Annotated in this window: 14 protein-coding genes and 1 pseudogene; 5 read left to right on the top strand and 10 right to left on the bottom strand. The window is 70.7% G+C overall.

From position 1 onward, the window contains the following. Window positions 1-111: 111 nt before the first annotated feature. From ACWDX6_RS23665 to ACWDX6_RS23655, 3 genes are all read right to left on the bottom strand, one after another. The gene (locus ACWDX6_RS23665) at window positions 112-1296 is read right to left on the bottom strand and encodes an FAD-dependent oxidoreductase (protein ID WP_451486880.1); all 1185 of its coding nucleotides are present in this window, start codon (window positions 1294-1296) and stop codon (window positions 112-114) included. Then, window positions 1293-2222 (bottom strand): ABC transporter substrate-binding protein, encoded by a 930-nt coding sequence (locus tag ACWDX6_RS23660; protein WP_451486879.1) that lies wholly within the window; start codon window positions 2220-2222, stop codon window positions 1293-1295. The genes ACWDX6_RS23665 and ACWDX6_RS23660 overlap by 4 nt, the downstream gene beginning before the upstream one ends. Window positions 2223-2352: 130 nt before the next feature. Further along, window positions 2353-2844: a YbaK/EbsC family protein gene (locus ACWDX6_RS23655; protein WP_451486878.1), complete on the bottom strand. Its 492-nt coding sequence runs from the start codon at window positions 2842-2844 to the stop codon at window positions 2353-2355. A gap of 76 nt (window positions 2845-2920) precedes the next feature. Here ACWDX6_RS23655 and ACWDX6_RS23650 point away from each other — a divergent pair, with 76 nt between their 5' ends. Next, complete coding sequence (locus ACWDX6_RS23650; RefSeq protein ID WP_451486877.1) at window positions 2921-3883, top strand: carbon-nitrogen hydrolase family protein; 963 nt, start codon at window positions 2921-2923, stop codon at window positions 3881-3883. Here ACWDX6_RS23650 and ACWDX6_RS23645 read toward each other — a convergent pair. Continuing rightward, complete coding sequence (locus ACWDX6_RS23645) at window positions 3853-5190, bottom strand: ATP-grasp domain-containing protein (protein ID WP_451486876.1); 1338 nt, start codon at window positions 5188-5190, stop codon at window positions 3853-3855. The genes ACWDX6_RS23650 and ACWDX6_RS23645 overlap by 31 nt on opposite strands. A 5-nt stretch (window positions 5191-5195) precedes the next feature. Continuing rightward, window positions 5196-6728, bottom strand: a complete 1533-nt coding sequence (locus ACWDX6_RS23640) for a PqqD family protein (protein ID WP_451486875.1) — start codon at window positions 6726-6728, stop codon at window positions 5196-5198. 481 nt (window positions 6729-7209) lie between these two features. On the opposite strand from ACWDX6_RS23640, the gene ACWDX6_RS23635 reads away from it, so the two are divergent. Both ACWDX6_RS23635 and ACWDX6_RS23630 read left to right on the top strand, forming a co-directional pair. Further along, a complete protein-coding gene (locus tag ACWDX6_RS23635) occupies window positions 7210-7818 on the top strand; it encodes a tryptophan 2,3-dioxygenase family protein (RefSeq protein ID WP_451486874.1) in 609 nt (202 codons plus the stop codon). Then, window positions 7811-8278 (top strand): cupin domain-containing protein, encoded by a 468-nt coding sequence (locus tag ACWDX6_RS23630; RefSeq protein WP_451486873.1) that lies wholly within the window; start codon window positions 7811-7813, stop codon window positions 8276-8278. The genes ACWDX6_RS23635 and ACWDX6_RS23630 overlap by 8 nt, the downstream gene beginning before the upstream one ends. A 665-nt stretch (window positions 8279-8943) precedes the next feature. On the opposite strand, the gene ACWDX6_RS23625 is transcribed toward ACWDX6_RS23630, so the two are convergent. The 3 genes from ACWDX6_RS23625 to argG form a co-directional block, all read right to left on the bottom strand. Next, the gene (locus ACWDX6_RS23625) at window positions 8944-9546 is read right to left on the bottom strand and encodes an RNA polymerase sigma factor (protein ID WP_451486872.1); all 603 of its coding nucleotides are present in this window, start codon (window positions 9544-9546) and stop codon (window positions 8944-8946) included. 97 nt (window positions 9547-9643) lie between these two features. Then, the gene (locus tag ACWDX6_RS23620; RefSeq protein WP_451486871.1) at window positions 9644-10084 is read right to left on the bottom strand and encodes a hypothetical protein; all 441 of its coding nucleotides are present in this window, start codon (window positions 10082-10084) and stop codon (window positions 9644-9646) included. Window positions 10085-10778: 694 nt separating this feature from the next. After that, window positions 10779-12227 carry an argininosuccinate synthase gene (gene argG / locus ACWDX6_RS23615; RefSeq protein ID WP_451486870.1) on the bottom strand — a complete coding sequence of 483 codons (1449 nt, stop codon included), beginning with the start codon at window positions 12225-12227 and terminating at the stop codon, window positions 10779-10781. 160 nt (window positions 12228-12387) lie between these two features. Between argG and ACWDX6_RS23610 the strand changes: the two genes are divergently transcribed. Beyond that, complete coding sequence (locus tag ACWDX6_RS23610) at window positions 12388-12831, top strand: Rieske (2Fe-2S) protein (RefSeq protein ID WP_451486869.1); 444 nt, start codon at window positions 12388-12390, stop codon at window positions 12829-12831. Here ACWDX6_RS23610 and ACWDX6_RS23605 read toward each other — a convergent pair. Next, window positions 12818-13012: pseudogene (locus tag ACWDX6_RS23605) on the bottom strand (cysteine hydrolase); the annotation flags it as partial. The gene ACWDX6_RS23610 and the pseudogene ACWDX6_RS23605 sit on opposite strands and share 14 nt — an antisense overlap. 69 nt (window positions 13013-13081) lie before the next feature. Next, window positions 13082-13987 carry a LysR substrate-binding domain-containing protein gene (locus tag ACWDX6_RS23600; protein ID WP_451486868.1) on the bottom strand — a complete coding sequence of 302 codons (906 nt, stop codon included), beginning with the start codon at window positions 13985-13987 and terminating at the stop codon, window positions 13082-13084. A gap of 74 nt (window positions 13988-14061) precedes the next feature. Here ACWDX6_RS23600 and ACWDX6_RS23595 point away from each other — a divergent pair, with 74 nt between their 5' ends. Further along, a complete protein-coding gene (locus tag ACWDX6_RS23595; RefSeq protein ID WP_451486867.1) occupies window positions 14062-15210 on the top strand; it encodes an EamA family transporter in 1149 nt (382 codons plus the stop codon). The last annotated feature ends 72 nt before the right edge of the window (window positions 15211-15282 follow it).

The raw sequence follows: 15282 nt of genomic DNA, 5'->3' as shown, positions 1-15282 counted from the left end.
ATGGGGACGTGCCGCCGGGGTCTCCCCTGCGGGGAGTGGTCGGTCGTTCGGTGCCGGGCACAGCGGCACAGCCCGGTCACCCTTGCCGCATCGGGCGGAGGCCGGCACCGGTCAGGGTCTGGGCAGGCCGTGGCCTTCGCGAAAGGGCAGGCCGGCGACGAGTTCGGCGAGGGCGGTATTGACCCGGGGGATGGTGAGCAGATCGTTGAGACGGGCTTTGAGCGTGTCGCCGGCGGCGGTGAAGTCCGTCATGACCGCACGCTGGGCGTCGGTGCCGGCCAGCATCTGGCGGACGGCTTCGCGGCGTTGGGCGGCGTAGGTGGTGAGCAGGTCGCCCGGTGGGCGGGTGGTGCACTGGGCGGCGAGTTTCCCGCCCAGGGCGGCTGCGTCCTGCAAGCCGACGTTGAGTCCCTGGCCGCCGGCCGGGAAGAGGGAGTGGGCGGCGTCACCGGCCAGGAGGACGCGGCCGGCGAGGTAGCGCTCGGCGTGGTGGGAGATGCCGCTCACGCGGGTGACCCGGAGAGGGTCCCGGGCACCGAAGTCGTCCCCGCACACGCGCAGCAGGGCCGCGCGAACCTCGGAAAGGGTGGCCGGCTCGTGGGCGGCGAGGGTGGTGGTGTGCCGGTCGATCACGATGACCCGGGTGAAGTGGTCATCGACCGGGCGGAGCAACAGGACCCCCCGTGGATCGTTGCGGGTCGTGGTGTCCGGGCCGGGTGGGCGGTCCAGGACCAGGTCGGCGAGGAGGGAGGTGGCATGAGCCGGGCTGCCCGGAAAGGCGATCCCGGTCTGCGCGCGGATCAGGCTGTGGCTGCCGTCGCAACCGACCAGGTAGCCGGCCCGCACCCGTTCAGGACCGGCCGGGGTGTCCAGGTCGACGTCGACTCCGCCCGGATCCTGGCGCACGGCGGTGGCCCCCCAGCCGCGCCGTACCACCGCTCCCAGACCGCGTGCATGGTCTTCCAACACCTGTTCCACCCTGTTCTGGGGCAGGGCGAGCATGAACGGGAACGGGGTGTCCAGCACGGTGAGGTCGAGCAGTTCCGGCAGCGCGGCGAAGTGCGCGTGCGTGACACGCCGCCCTTGGGAGAGCAAGCGGTCGGCGAGCCCGCGTTGGTCGAGGATCTCCAGGGTGCGAGGGTAGAGGTTGAGCGCCCGTGACCAGGCGGTACGGCTCCGTCGCCGCTCCACCACCACCACGTCCACTCCGGCCTGTGCGAGGTCGACGGCGGTCAGCAGGCCCACCGGGCCGGCGCCCACGACCATGGCGGCCACGTCCACCGTCGCGCCGGTCATCGCGGTGCCGGCCGGTCGCCGCGTGCCGCCGACAGCCAGCGGTCGTCGACCGCCGCGGCGAGCGCGCGCGGCGTGCAGCGGGCGGCATCGAGCTGTCCCGCCCGGGCGAGCAGTTGGGCCGTGCCCAGGAGCGCCGCGGGGGTTACGCACAGGTCGCGTTCGATCAGGTCGCGCCGTACCAGGCCGGTGATGGCCGTCTGGGCGTAGCGGTGCGCGATGCCCATGTGCCGGGCTGTCAGCACCTCGTAGCGGTCGGGTGACCGGTGGAATCGGTGGGCCGCCTCGCCCAGGGCGCGCAGGAAACCCACCGCACCGGAGCGGCAGGCGGCGGAGGCGCTGTCCGCGCAGATGGAGAGGAACGCGGCATGCGGTACATAGCGGTCCACCCTGGCCAGGCAGGTCAGTCCCGCGTCGGTCGCCATCGTGTCGAACGGGAGGGGCTGCGGTGCCGCGGTGAGGGTGCCGTCGCGCAGCAGTCGCCAGCGCTCGGTGTGGTCGCCGACCACCATGAAGCGGTAGTCACGCGCGTGCTGCAGACCGTGCGTCGCCAGCACCGCCTCGATGAGGTGACGGGTGCCCTCGGTCAGTGACGAGGTGCCCAGGACCCGTCCCCGCAGGTCGGACACCGTCCGGCAACCGGGCTGGGCGACCAGGGACAGCGGTGGATGGTTGGTCACGCCTGCCAGAATCCGCAGCGTTCCTCCGGCCGCCGTGTCCATCAGGACACCCTCCGGTGTGGTGAGGGCGAAGTCCACCTCGCCCGCGCGCAGCGCGTCGGTGACCCCGTGCGTGGAGCCGATCACGCGATGCTCGACGGTCAGGCCCTGCGCGGCCAGCAGGCCCTCGCTTTCCGCGATCCACAGCGGCAGGCAGACGACGACCTCCGCGACCAGACCGATTCTCAGCCGGATGGGCGCCGTCCCCACCCCTGTCCCCGGCCGCCGGGCCACCGCTTGTACGCGCCCGCGCGCGGCACGTTCTCTCTCGGTCCGTATCACGGAAACCTCACCTTCTCCCACGGCCTCGCCGGCAGGAAGCAGGAGCGCGTCGGCGGTGTCAGAGTGCCGCCAGGGACACCAGTCGTGGCCGGGCCAGGTGCACGTAGTCCTGGGTCGACATGACCAGCGAGCGGTCGAGGCACGCCGCGTTGAAGTAGATCTCGGGGTGGGCCAGCAGCTGCGGGTCGGCCAGCAGTTCGAGGTCCGGGTGGAAACTGAAGGGAGTGATCGAGCCGCGGACGCAGCCTGTCAGACGTTCGGCGACGTCTGGTGCGGCAAGCGCGGCATCGCTGCCCTCGTACAGGTGCTTGACCTGGTGAAGGCCGATTCGGCAGTGACCGGGAACGACGGTGAGCAGGTAGCGGCGCCGGCGACGTGCATACCCCACCCGGATCACCAGGCACTTGGCGGCCTGCTCGAGCCGATGTCCGCGTGCCGCGCTGGCACGGTCGGTACGCCCTTCCGGCGGGTGGTCGATGAGGCGGTACCTGACGCCGCTCCTTTCCAGGAACTCGATCAGCTGGGCGTAGCTGTCCTTGGTCGTGGTCATGGTCGTGTTCCCTTCGACGAGAAGCCGATGCGCATGCCCTGTGGCGGCATAGGTGGTCAGTCCGTACCGTTCTGGTATGGATCGTCTGGCAGTGGCTGTCGTGCAAGCGGGCTCCCGGCTCTTCGACACCTCCGGAACGTTGCGGAAGACCCTGGATCTGATCCGTGCCGCCGCACGGCAGGGCGGGGAACTGATCGTGCTGCCTGAAGCGTTTCTCGGGGGCTATCCAAAGGGTCTGGACTTCGGGGTCACCGTGGGCCGGCGGTCCGCTCCCGGGCGGGAAGAGTTCCGTCGCTACTGGGACTCAGCCGTCGATGTACCCGGACCTGAGACGGACGCCGTTGCGGCGCTGACCCGTGAGCTGGGCTGCCACGCGGTGGTGGGAGCCGTCGAACGCAGCGGCCGTACGTTGCACTGTGCCGCCTTGTTCTTCGGCCCGGGGGGCCTGCTGGCCAAGCACCGCAAGTTGATGCCGACAGGCGCCGAGCGCTTCATCTGGGGGTTCGGAGACGGAGCTTCGCTTTCGGTCGTCGACACCGGTCGTACGCGGTTGGGTTCCGCGATCTGCTGGGAGAACTACATGCCGCTGTTCCGTACGGCCATGTACGCGAAGGGGGTGGACGTGTGGTGTGCACCGACGGTGGACGATCGGGAGACCTGGCAGGCGACGATGCGTCACGTGGCGCTGGAGGGGCGATGCTTCGTTCTGAGCGCCTGTCAGTACCTGCTGCGCAGTGACCTGCCCGCGGAGGTCCATCCGGTGCAGGGTGAGGATCCGGGCACGGTGCTCATCGGCGGGGGTAGCGTCGTCATCTCGCCGCTCGGCGAGGTGCTCGCCGGTCCTCTGCACGACGGGGAGGGCATTCTCACCGCCGAACTGGATCTCGGCGAGCTCGCCCGGGCACGTTTCGACCTCGACGTGACCGGCCACTACGGCAGGCCCGACATCTTTTCCCTGCATGTCGACGAGCGGGCGAAGGAGGGCGTTGTCCTGTGCGACCACGGTGATCAGCCCCCCTGTCCGCCCGTCGCGCAGTGACGCAGCAGGTCCCGCACCTCTTCCTCGCTGTCGGCCTCCAGCGTCACCCGGCCCAGGATCGCGGCATGGCGCTGGCGGTCCGAGGCGAGCGTCTCCCACTCACGCGCGGAGAAATCTCCCTGCTCCGGAAGGGCAGGCGATGCGTGTACGTGGACGCCAGGGTGGCCGGCGGCGAGCTCGTGGGCCCGTGCCAGCTGGCGGGGGTCCGTAGCGACGAGCTGACCAGTGGCCTTCCGAACGCCACCCGAACCGAACCCTACGGGCTCCTGGCGGTCGAGGTGTGCGGTGAAGGTGGCCTCCGCCCAGGAAACCCCGGTGGCCCGCTCGACAAGGGTGACCAGACCGAAACCGGAGAGCCTGAACCCCATCTCCAGGAAGTACGGACCCCGCCCGTCCCGGATGAGGTCGATGTGGAAGGGGCCTTCCTGGTAACCGGTCGCTTCCAGGCACGACTGCGCGAGCGCCTTCACGTCACACGGCGCGTCGGCCCCGGGCGCCGCGATGTGACCGGCTTCCCGGAAGCCCGGGAGCACCCCTTCGCGTTCCGGCAGCACGACCTTCTCGCACACGGACAGTATCCGTGCTTTTCCGTCCAGAGCCAGGCACTGCAGCGAGTACTCGATGCCCTGCACGCACTCCTCCACCAGAAGCCCGGTGAAGGCGGCGCCTCCGTAGTTGAAGGTGGCGGCGGCTTCACGCAGCGCACGGTCGCGCTCCGACTCGTCACGCACCAGGTAGACGCCCAGCCCTCCGGCGCCATCCACCGGTTTGACCACCTGCGGGAAGGCCAGGGGGTCGAGAGAGGGAGCTGGAGCACGCTGGTATGCGGCCGTGACGGTCGTCGCGGTCGTTGCGGGGTCTTCACCGTGGAAGCCGTCGAGGTCGTCGCGGCACACGTGTACGTAGCCGGGCTGGAGCACCTCAGATGCCCGCAGGGCCAGTGCCGCCCGCTGAGACGCCTTGTCCGGCGGGGTGAAGTCCTTGCCGCAGTGCGGCCATGGGGCGATGCGTTCCTGCGCAGCCAGAAGGAACGCGCTCTGCGCGTAGCGCTCGAAGCCGGCCAGGGTGAACGCCGGCACGACTCGAGCAGCGCGCAATGCGACCGCCACCTGGTCGGCGGCCTCGGGGGTGGCCACCGGGATCTCGATGTCGAAGGGCTGCCGGCCGAGGTGCCGACGCCACTTCAGGAACGCGGGGGTGTCCACGAGCACCGCGGGCATACCCCGGCGGCGTGCGCACTCCAGGTAGGGGTCGAGTCCGTCGCGCGCGGCGCCGAGCTGGATGAAGGCGTTGCTGACCTCGCTCATCGTGGTCACCGCCCCGAGATGGTTTCGGTGATCTCAGGACCGTCCGACGAGTGCCGGGTGCGGATCGGCGCCTTGTGGGGATCGCCCTTGAGGATACTCAGCACCAGTGACGGCAACATGTCGCCGGCGTACAGCCATCGCAGCTGAGCCAGGGTGAGACCGCTCAGGCTCTCCAGCTCTTGCTGTAGCCCCTGGCGCCCGTTCGGCGTGCCTGCGTTTCCGCCCGGCTCCGGGCCTCGCAGCAGCTCGTGGATGGCCGACTGCTGCCTCACGAGATACGGGGCCTGTCCTTCCAGATAGCGGCCCAGTCCGGACCCTCGGGCTGTGAAGGGTGAGTGGACCATGCAGACGAGCTGCCGTTCCCCGATTCCGTATGCGTCCCGGGCAAAAGAGTTGACCTTGTCGCGCAGCAGTTCGTGGGCGTCGGGACTGGCGTACCGCTCGGCCATGACATCGATCAGATGCTGCGGGAATTCCTTTCGCCGCATCAGTCGCAGGGCGAAGTCGGCGTACTCCCGCAGCCCCTCTCGGTATTCCCGCCCGAACATGTGCTCTGCCTTGAGGCCTCTGAGATGTGCCATCAGCGCGGGATTGGCGCAGTCGGACTCGGTGAAGCTGAACGCCAGATCGTCGAAGACGAATCCCAGGTGTTCGGTGAGGAGCTTCCAGTGGCTGCCGGCGTCGTAGGACGTGTCCCCGTAGATGGAGAAGAATCGCAGTTCTGCGGGCACGTCGAAGGCGACACCGTGTTCCGGCTCACTCGCCCTCGCGCCATCGCCGTGAATGTCACGGAAATAGGCTCTGGCCACGTCGTCGAGCGCGCCCAGCACCGCCGGGAAGCCGCGCCTGTCCCGCCCGTCGTCGCTGCGGGGCACCTGCCGCGCCAGGCGATGGATCCACGCCGTGTAGGCACGCTGCTCATCGGCCGAGTCGCCGGTGACGATCAGGTCGGCTCCTTCGCCGTAGGCAGCGGCGAGGCCGAAGGCATTGGCCATGCTCAGGTTGCAGGCGTTACAGAAGGTCGGCCGAGCCTCGGCGGCGGTGCGGTGTCCGGTCATCAGGATGTCTGCCCGGTTGCGCGCCGCCACTGCCTTCGACTGCGGCACGTCGACCTGGAAAGGCCGCACTGTGTTGCCGTCGATGATCAGGAGTTCACAGGCCGGGTCCTGGTGCATACCCAGCGCACGGTAAGCCCGATCGATGTTCTCCATCACCGCCCTCGGCATGCCCGCATGCCGATTCGTGGCAGACCTCAGCAAGAAGGGCCGTCCGTACTTCTCCGTGAACAGCAGTTGCACAGTCCGCACGAAGGCCAGCGTGTAACTGCTGTCCTTCCCACCGCCGTAGGCGACCAGCACAGTGCCGCCATTCCGAGCGCCTTGCTCCCGAAGGCAAGCATCAAGACGCTTCGCCGTGGACCGCGCGGCCTCGTGGTCCTGAGGAGAGAGAAAGCCGAGCAAGCTGTTCAACGCCTGGCTACGCGACGCGGCCACATCGCCGCTGGAAGGAGTGGGTCGTGCGGTCGTTGAAGGCTCCATGACTTCTCCTCCATGCCCAGCCATTCAGGCGAACGGCTCCAGACGTAACGCTCCAACGGTCTTACCAGCGCATTCCGTCCGCATGTCGGGGCAGTGGTTTAGACCCCGGAACGCTGCAACCAAGCGCTCAAGGCCGTCCGCAAGCGGCCCACGGATACTCCATTCGGGTGACATGCGGTCGCCCGGACCCGTGTCATTCGCGCTCAGCCGCGTGCCGTACGGCAAAGGGAAGTCGTTCCGCCCCAAGGAGCACCGCACGTCCCCGGCTACGGCCGGCCGAGCGCTTCCCGTGCGAGGGCGAGCTGGTCGCTCAAGTGGGGGGCCGATCGGGTGGTGCCCAGGCTTCTTGAGCCAAGACGTGACGCGTGACCGTCGTCAGCGGTCATCATCGGGACGTCGGCGTCACCGCCACAGCCAGCAAGACAGCGGGTGCGTGCGACCTGCTCAACCGGACGACATCACGAACCGAGGCGGAGACCCCATGGAGACGCCCTACGCCTGCTACCTGCAACTCCCTGACCTCCTGCACCTCCAGCAGCCCCGCACCCCTGACGACCAGTCGGAGCAGTGGGCGGACGAGCACCTCTTCATCGCCGTGCACCAGTCCGCCGAGTTGCTGGCGAGCCAAGCGTTGGTGGACCTGAGAAAGGCGTCACAACTAGCACGTGCCGGCCGGGAACCCAGGGCTGTGACCGCGCTGCGCCGTGTCACGGCGGTGATCTGCGTACTCGAAGATCACCTCGCCCTTCTGGACCACCTGACCCCTGAAAGCTTCGCCTCGTTCCGGCCGCTCCTCGACAATGCGAGCGGAGCTCAGTCACATCAGTTCACCGAACTGTTCCAGCAGATCACCGCACCGGACCGTCTCTGCTCCTCGACGAGGGACCCCGGTGCGACGCCCCCGGCGAACGGGACGAGAAGCATGGCCGCCGAGTGGCGGGCGCTCCGCGCCGCGGTGACCCGGTGGCGGACGAAGCACCTGCTGCTCGTCGAGCGGATGATCGGTGACCAGGCTGGTTCAGGTGGGACCTCGGGCCTGGCGTATCTCAGATCACAGATCGACCTGCCGCCCCACACGACGCATGGCTGACGGGTTCGGTGCACCGGTGGGCGGTGACGCGTCGGGGATCTCCGCATTGGTCGCACGCCTTGGACTTGAGCCGCACGTCGAGGGCGGCTGGTTTCGCCGTACCTGGCGGACCGGGCCGGAAGCGGTACCGGACGGGTACGCGGGGAGGCGTCCGTTCGCAACCGGCATCTACTACCTTCTTCACCCTGGTGAGGTCTCACGCTGGCACCGGGTGCGTTCCGACGAGCTGTGGCTGTGGCACCGGGGCGGGCCGTTGCTGATTCGGTTCGGCGGGAGCGGGGACGCGCCCGAGGCGGCGGCCGCTTCGGTTCTGGGGCCGGGTGTCGAGTACGGGGAGCAGCCGCAGCTACTGGTGCCGGCCGGTGTCTGGCAGACCGCGGAGCCGAAAGGTGACGAGCCGGTCCTGGTGTCGTGTGTCGTCGCTCCGGGCTTCGACTTCGAGGATTTCGACATGCTGTGAACCGGTGTACTCGCGCCACGACACGGGTCACCACGGGTTCGAGACCGGCCGGCGCGGCGACCGAGCAGACGGTGCGCCCGGCCCGCTCCCGGGCCGGCGCGATCGATCCCCGGCCGGCGCGGCATGCCCGGCCGCTACAGCTACGCGCGCGGCCTGTGCTTCGCCATCAGGGGCCCGGCGACTCCCGGTAGCTGTCGGAGCCGACGTCCGCGCAAGCGGCGTCTCGGCAGGCTGTCCGTTCACGCACCGCCGCCACTGAGCCGTCGGCGGCGGTCAGGGGCGGCCTCCCGGGCTCCGCCCCTGCGGCGTCGTGCTCGGGGCGGGGCTCGGGGTCACGGTGGGGGGCGCGGTAGGGGTCCCGTCCGGGGGTGTGCCCGGAGTGGGGGAGGTGGTCGCGGGCGGGACGGCCGGCGGAACGGGGTGCGGGTCGGCCGGTGCCGGAGCCAGCGTCAGATAGGCGAGGCCGGCCACGGCCGCGGTCGCGAGGCCGGCCAGACCGGTGCGGCCGGCCCGCGACACCGGACCACGCCTCCACCACGGACGCGGGCGCGCCCGGCGGGGCGGGGCTGCCGGGCGCAGCTTCCGTACGGTCACCGACTCCGCTCGGGCTTCGAGCGCCTGCCGGAGCCGGTGTTCCACGAGACGTTCGCGTCCCCCTCCGTCCGTCATACGCGTCCCTCCAGGATCTTCTCCAGCGCGTCCAGAGCGCGGCTGGCGTTCGATTTGACGGCCCCTCGGCTGATCCCCAGCGTCTCGGCGATCTCCGCCTCGCTGAGGTCTGCCCAGTACCGCAGGACCAGGACCTGGCGCCGGCGCGGGGTGAGCGTGCCCAGCGCGGCGAGCACCTCGCGGTGCGCCTCGTCCAGTACGACGTGCTCCTCGGCGGAGGGGATGTCGGCGGGGGCCGGCGGCGTCCAGGCGCGGACGGTCCGGCGGCGTCGCAGCACCGAACGGGAGGTGTTGACGACCGCCGTACGCAGGTAGCCCAGCGCGTTGTCCACCTCCGTGATGTGCTCGCCATGGCGCCGGTAGAGAGCGGTGAAGGCGTCCTGGACGACGTCCTCGGCGGTGGCAAGGTCGTCGACGAGGAGCACCGCGAGGCGGACCATGCCGAGGCGGTGCGCGTGGTAGAGGTCGGTGACGGTGGGAGGCCGGTGGCCGGCGGTGCCGTACGAGGGCGTGGGCGGGCGGTGGCTCGCGGGTGGGCGGTCGACGGGTGGGGCCGACCGGTCGCGGCGCAGCAGCAGGTCGCGCAGCGCCGCACGCACGCCCCGCGCACCGCCGGGCCGCACCCAAAGGAATCCGGGTGCGGCGGGGCGGAACGGCAGGGCGTGGTGCGGCACAGGGCTTCTCGGGTCGAGCACGTCAGCGAAGAGCGCGCCGCCGTACGACGAACAGGGTGCCGGCCCCGAGCCCGACGAGCCCGACGGCGAGGGCGCCCAGGGCGGCGTTGGTGGAATCGGAGCCGCCCGTATGCGCGAGCTCGGGGGTGGCGGAGGGCCGCGGGGCTCCGGGGGCGGCAGGTGCCGGCGTGGCGGACGGGTCACCGGTGCCGGCGGGCTCCGGCGCGGCGGTCGGCGCGCCGCTGGTGCGCGGTGCCGGTACGGTGGACGGTCCGGCGTTCGCCGGAGCGCGGGTGACGGGTGCGGAAGGTACCGGTGTGGCGCGCGGCGCACTGCCGGTGACGGAGGTCGGCGCGGCGGACGGCGCGGCGCTCGGACCGGCCGCCGCCCACGCGGGGACGGCGGCGGCGGCGATCGCGCCGGTGGTGGCGGCGATGACGACTGCGCGCTTCAGATGGGGCACGGTGGTTCTCCCGACTCGGGTACGGGGCGCGGGATCACGCCCCTTCATCCCGCACGACGTGCGAGTGGCCGGCAGGTTGCCGCCTCCGGCGAAGATTTTTTCGGGGCGGGCGGGGCGGGGCTGCGCCGTCACCCCCAAGGGCGGCCCGATCTTTTGGGCCACGGGACGACCGGCGGGCCCCTGGCCGTGTGCTGGACGCGGACACGGTCGCAGGGTGCGAACGGTCCGCCGACTGCGCCTACTCGGTGCGTTTCCGCTTCTCGGGCGTGCGGCGCCGCGCGTTCGCGGTCTCCGACTTCGCCAGCTCCCGGCACCAGGGACACTCGTCGAGCGGATGTCCCTTCGTGAAATCTCCGGTCATACCCCGGGTTCCGGCGGACTCGGCCCGCACACCGGAGACGTACTCATCGTGTTCGCGGCGTTGCTGGTTCATGGCCAGCCCAACGCGGTCGACGACGATTCGTGCATGTTCCTGACCGAGTTGCCGTGGACCAGTGACAGAACGAGCACAAACGGCCATGATTTTCGCATCTGCGACAGGTCGATTGTCATCAACTGCGACCGGATGCGCTCCGTCCAGCTGTCGGCCGACCCCGCACACGGCCGGGGGCCCCGGCGGAACGAATCCGCCGGGGCCCACCGCCCGGATATGCCGGGCCCACCGCCCAGGTGTACGACCGACCACCGGCCGCCGTCAGTCCGTGCCGGACTCCATCGCGGCGCGGTCCAGCATGGTCTCCTCGTCCGTGGCCTCGCCGCGCGAGGCGATCGCCTGGGCGCCGCCCCGGTCCATGGCTCCGATCAGCCCCGTCGCGGCCGCCTGCGCGGCGCCGATCGGCGTCGGGTGCGCGGTGCCGACCAGGCCGAGTCCCACGTACTGCTCGAGCCGGGCCCGCGAGTCCGCGATGTCGAGGTTCCGCATGGTGAGCTGGCCGATGCGGTCCACCGGGCCGAACGCCGAATCCTCGGTCCGCTCCATGGAGAGCTTGTCCGGGTGGTAGCTGAGCGCCGGTCCGCGGGTGTCGAGGATCGAGTAGTCCTCGCCGCGCCGCAGCCGCAGGGTCACCTCGCCGGTGATCGCCGCGCCGACCCAGCGCTGCAGCGACTCGCGCACCATCAGCGCCTGCGGGTCCAGCCAGCGGCCCTCGTAGAGCAGCCGGCCGAGCCGCCGGCCCTCGTTGTGGTAGGCGGCCACGGTGTCCTCGTTGTGGATCGCGTTGACCAGGCGCTCGTAGACGATGTGCAGCAGCGCCATGCCCGGCGCCTCGTAGATGCCGCGGCTCTTGGCCTCGATCACCCGGTTCTCGATCTGGTCCGACATGCCCAGGCCGTGCCGGCCGCCGATGGCGTTGGCCTCCATGACGAGGTCGACCGGGGAGCCGAACTCCTTGCCGTTGATGGTGACCGGGCGGCCCTGTTCGAAGCCGACCGTCACGTCCTCCGTGGCGATCTCCACCGACGGGTCCCAGAACCGCACGCCCATGATCGGCTCGACCGTCTCGATGCCGGTGTCGAGGTGCTCCAGGGTCTTGGCCTCGTGCGTGGCGCCCCAGATGTTGGCGTCCGTGGAGTACGCCTTCTCCGTCGAGTCCCGGTACGGCAGCTCGTGCGCGAGCAGCCACTCCGACATCTCCTTGCGGCCGCCGAGCTCGCTCACGAAGTCGGCGTCCAGCCAGGGCTTGTAGATCCGCAGGTGCGGGTTGGCGAGCAGCCCGTACCGGTAGAACCGCTCGATGTCGTTGCCCTTGAACGTGGAGCCGTCGCCCCAGATCTGCACCCCGTCCTCGAGCATGGCCCGCACCAGCAGCGTGCCGGTCACGGCGCGCCCCAGCGGCGTGGTGTTGAAGTACGGGCGGCCGCCGGACTTGATGTGGAACGCGCCGCACGCGAGCGCCGCGAGGCCCTCCTCGACCAGTGCGGCACGGCAGTCGACGAGCCGGGTGATCTCGGCGCCGTACGCGGAGGCACGGCCGGGCACGGACGCGATGTCGGGCTCGTCGTACTGACCGATGTCGGCGGTGTACGTGCAGGGGACGGCGCCCTTGTCACGCATCCAGGCGACGGCGACGGAGGTGTCGAGCCCGCCGGAGAAGGCGATGCCGACGCGCTCGCCGGCCGGAAGGGAGGTGAGGACCTTGGACATGGCAAAAGTATGCATGAAACCGCATGACCATGCAACGTCAGCAGTTCAGCGCGTGGTCGTCGAACATGTGGAACCCGTCGTTGAACATTCCGGGCCCCTCGCCCGTACTCCCCCCTGACAGGTCGACGTGTCGACCGGACGGGAACCCGAAGGGGAGCGCATGAGCACAGTGGCACGGCGAACGGTGGTCTCGGCCGCGGGCGGCGCGGGGCTGGTGGTGGCACTCGCCGCGTGCGGCGCCGGCTCGGACGGCAGGGCGGGCGCGGACACGGACGGCAAGCCGGACGGGGCGACGGCCGACGCCCCCCAGGACGCGGGGGCGCCGCTCGCGCGGACCGGGGACATCCCGGTGGGCGGCGGCAAGGTGCTCACCGATCAGGGGGTGGTCATCACCCAGCCGACCGCCGGCGAGTTCAAGGCGTTCTCGTCGAAGTGCACCCACCAGGGCTGCGCCGTCAGCGGCGTCGGCGGCGGGGTCATCACCTGCCCCTGCCACCAGAGCCTCTTCGACGTGTCGGACGGCAGCGTGAAGGGCGGACCCGCGACCTCTCCCCTGCCTCCCACGCCGATCAAGGTCGAGGGGGACGCGATCACCCTGGCGTGACGCGCCTCGGCCTCTTCCAGCAGCTCAGCACCTCATCGGTGGTGGCGATGATGGAGACGAGCGCGAGCGTGTGGCGGATCATCGCGGGGGTGCAGTCGGCCGGCACCCCCGCGATGGCGTCAGCGGGCACGACCACGGTGTGGCCGAGGTCGGCGGCGTCGAAGCCCGCGTCGGCGACCGCGTTGCAGCACAGCACCTCTCGCCGTCGCGACCCTAAGCCCCCACCCCTCTCCTCCTGCCGCTCAGGCACTCAGCTGCTCAGCGAGGCGCCCGCCTCCCGCAGGGCCTCCACCGCCGCCCGGATCGACGGCCGCCGGGCGGCGTCCGTGCGCCAGGTCGCGTAGATGTGCCGCCGCACCTTCTGCCGTACGGGCACGAAGGCCACGCCGTCCGGGGCGCGCCCGCGCCCGAGGCGGGGGGTCAGGCAGACGCCGAGCCCGGCGGCGATCAGCACGAGCTGGGTGTGGTGCTCACCGGCGCAGTGGGTGATGCGCGGCTCGATGCCCTGCGAGCGCAGCGTGAAGATCAGCCAGTCGTGGCAGAACTCGCCCTCCGGCCAGGACACCCAGTCCTCGTCGCCGAAGTCCTCCAGGTCCACCTCGGCGCGTCCGGCCAGCGGATGATCGACGGGCAGGGCGACGTCGGCGGCATCGTCCAGGAGGTGGACCCGCTCCAGTCCGCCGGGGACCGGTGCCCGCTTGTTGCTCCAGTCCAGGACGATCGCGAGGTCGGCATCGCCCCGAAGCACCTCTCGAATGCCCTGTTCCGGCTCCATCTCACTGGTGCGCACCCGTAGTTCGGGGTGGGCGGCGCGCAGCGCGCTGAGCGTACCAGGGAACAGCCCGCGGGCGGCCGTGGGAAACGCGGCGATCCGCACCTCGCCGACGACCTGGCCGCGCTGGGCCTCGATGTCGGACTGGGCGATCTCCACCTGGGAGAGGATCCGCGCGGCGTGCTCGGCGAGGAGCAGTCCGGCGTCGGTGAGCCGCACGCCCCGTCCGTTCTTCGCGAGCAATTGCTGGCCGACCTCCCGCTCCAGCTTGGACAGCTGCTGCGAGACGGCCGAGGTGGTGACATGCAGACCGTCCGCCGCACCACTGACCGAGCCGTGCCGTGCGACGGCGTCCAGGGTCCGCAGGCGCTCCAAACTCAACATGTAAGCAATGCTAAGGGAAGGGATCCAAATAATCTCGCTTGTTCTACGAGATGGGAGTCGTCAATCTGTACGGCATGAGCTCCGTCGCCCCGTTCCGGGCCCTTCGTCGCGCCGCCCGCCGCCCTCGCCGCACGCTGGACTGGCGCGTCCGCTTCGGCGTCCTCGCCCTGATCTGGGGCTTCAGCTTTCTGCTCATCAAGGTCGGTACGGAAGGGTTCGCCCCCTTCCAAGTGACCCTCGGGCGGCTGCTGTTCGGTACGGCGGTGCTCGCCATCGTCATGGCGATCAGGCGTGAGCGGCTGCCGCGCGGCGCCCGTACGTGGGTCCATCTCACGGTCGCCGCGTTTCTCCTGAACGCGCTGCCGTTCTCGCTCTTCGCCTACTCCGAGCTGACGATCCCCTCGACCCTCGCGGGTATCTGCAACGCGACGACGCCCCTGTGGGGCATGGCGCTGTCCCTGGTCGCGCTCTCCGAGGACCGCCCGACGCGGGTGCGCGCGGCGGGTCTGGGCATCGGTTTCATCGGGGTCCTGACGGTGCTCGGCGCCTGGCAGGGTTTTTCGGGCCTCGATGTCTCGGGCACGGCGATGGCGCTGCTCGCCTCGCTCAGTTACGCGGTGGGCTGGATCTACGTCCGCCGCACGCTGTCGGGGGCCGGTGCCTCCCATCTCTCCCTCGCGAGTACCCAGGTGGGCCTTGCGACGCTGCAACTGGCCGTTGTCACACCGCTGTTCACCACGCTTCCGACCTCCGTCGAGATCGTTCCACTGCTCGCCGTCATCGCGCTGGGGGCGCTCGGCACGGGGTACGCGATGCTGCTGCAGTACGGGGTCGTGGCCGAGGTGGGCCCGACGACGGCGTCGATGGTCACGTACTTCATCCCCGTCATCGCCACGACAGCGGGCGTCGCGCTCCTGGACGAACAGCTGACGTGGAACACCCCGATCGGCGCCGTCATCGTCCTCGCCGGCGCCGCCCTCACCCAGACCCGCGGCCCCCGTCGCCGGTCGGGGACAGGCCCGGCCGCCACGAGTACGGCAGTCGCGGCCGGGTCCACCGGCCCGCACGGCCCCGCCCCGGCAGGTCCGGTTCCGGCAGAACCCGTCGATACGGAGCCGCCCGGGCCGGCTTCCGCCGACCACCCCTCGGCCTCGTCGACCTCACCGGCCCCGCCCGCCACCCCAGTGGCATGCACTTCGGGCACCACGAAAGGCCGCCCGTAGGGCGCGTCTTGTCGATCAGGCCGTGGGAACCTGCGCCTCTACCCTCCGCACGTCAAGACGTCCTGCCAGGCA

This window comes from Streptomyces sp. NPDC003027, from assembly GCF_053591435.1.
This window is presented reverse-complemented; position numbering and strand designations above follow the sequence as displayed.

Coding starts and splice junctions, on each gene's coding strand:
- ACWDX6_RS23665 (WP_451486880.1), bottom strand. CDS start 1,296: ATGACCGGCGCGACGGTGGACGTGGCCGCCATGGTCGTGGGCGCCGGC.
- ACWDX6_RS23655 (WP_451486878.1), bottom strand. CDS start 2,844: ATGACCACGACCAAGGACAGCTACGCCCAGCTGATCGAGTTCCTGGAA.
- ACWDX6_RS23650 (WP_451486877.1), top strand. CDS start 2,921: ATGGATCGTCTGGCAGTGGCTGTCGTGCAAGCGGGCTCCCGGCTCTTC.
- ACWDX6_RS23645 (WP_451486876.1), bottom strand. CDS start 5,190: ATGAGCGAGGTCAGCAACGCCTTCATCCAGCTCGGCGCCGCGCGCGAC.
- ACWDX6_RS23640 (WP_451486875.1), bottom strand. CDS start 6,728: ATGGAGCCTTCAACGACCGCACGACCCACTCCTTCCAGCGGCGATGTG.
- ACWDX6_RS23635 (WP_451486874.1), top strand. CDS start 7,210: ATGGAGACGCCCTACGCCTGCTACCTGCAACTCCCTGACCTCCTGCAC.
- ACWDX6_RS23630 (WP_451486873.1), top strand. CDS start 7,811: ATGGCTGACGGGTTCGGTGCACCGGTGGGCGGTGACGCGTCGGGGATC.
- argG (WP_451486870.1), bottom strand. CDS start 12,227: ATGTCCAAGGTCCTCACCTCCCTTCCGGCCGGCGAGCGCGTCGGCATC.
- ACWDX6_RS23610 (WP_451486869.1), top strand. CDS start 12,388: ATGAGCACAGTGGCACGGCGAACGGTGGTCTCGGCCGCGGGCGGCGCG.
- ACWDX6_RS23600 (WP_451486868.1), bottom strand. CDS start 13,987: ATGTTGAGTTTGGAGCGCCTGCGGACCCTGGACGCCGTCGCACGGCAC.
- ACWDX6_RS23595 (WP_451486867.1), top strand. CDS start 14,062: ATGAGCTCCGTCGCCCCGTTCCGGGCCCTTCGTCGCGCCGCCCGCCGC.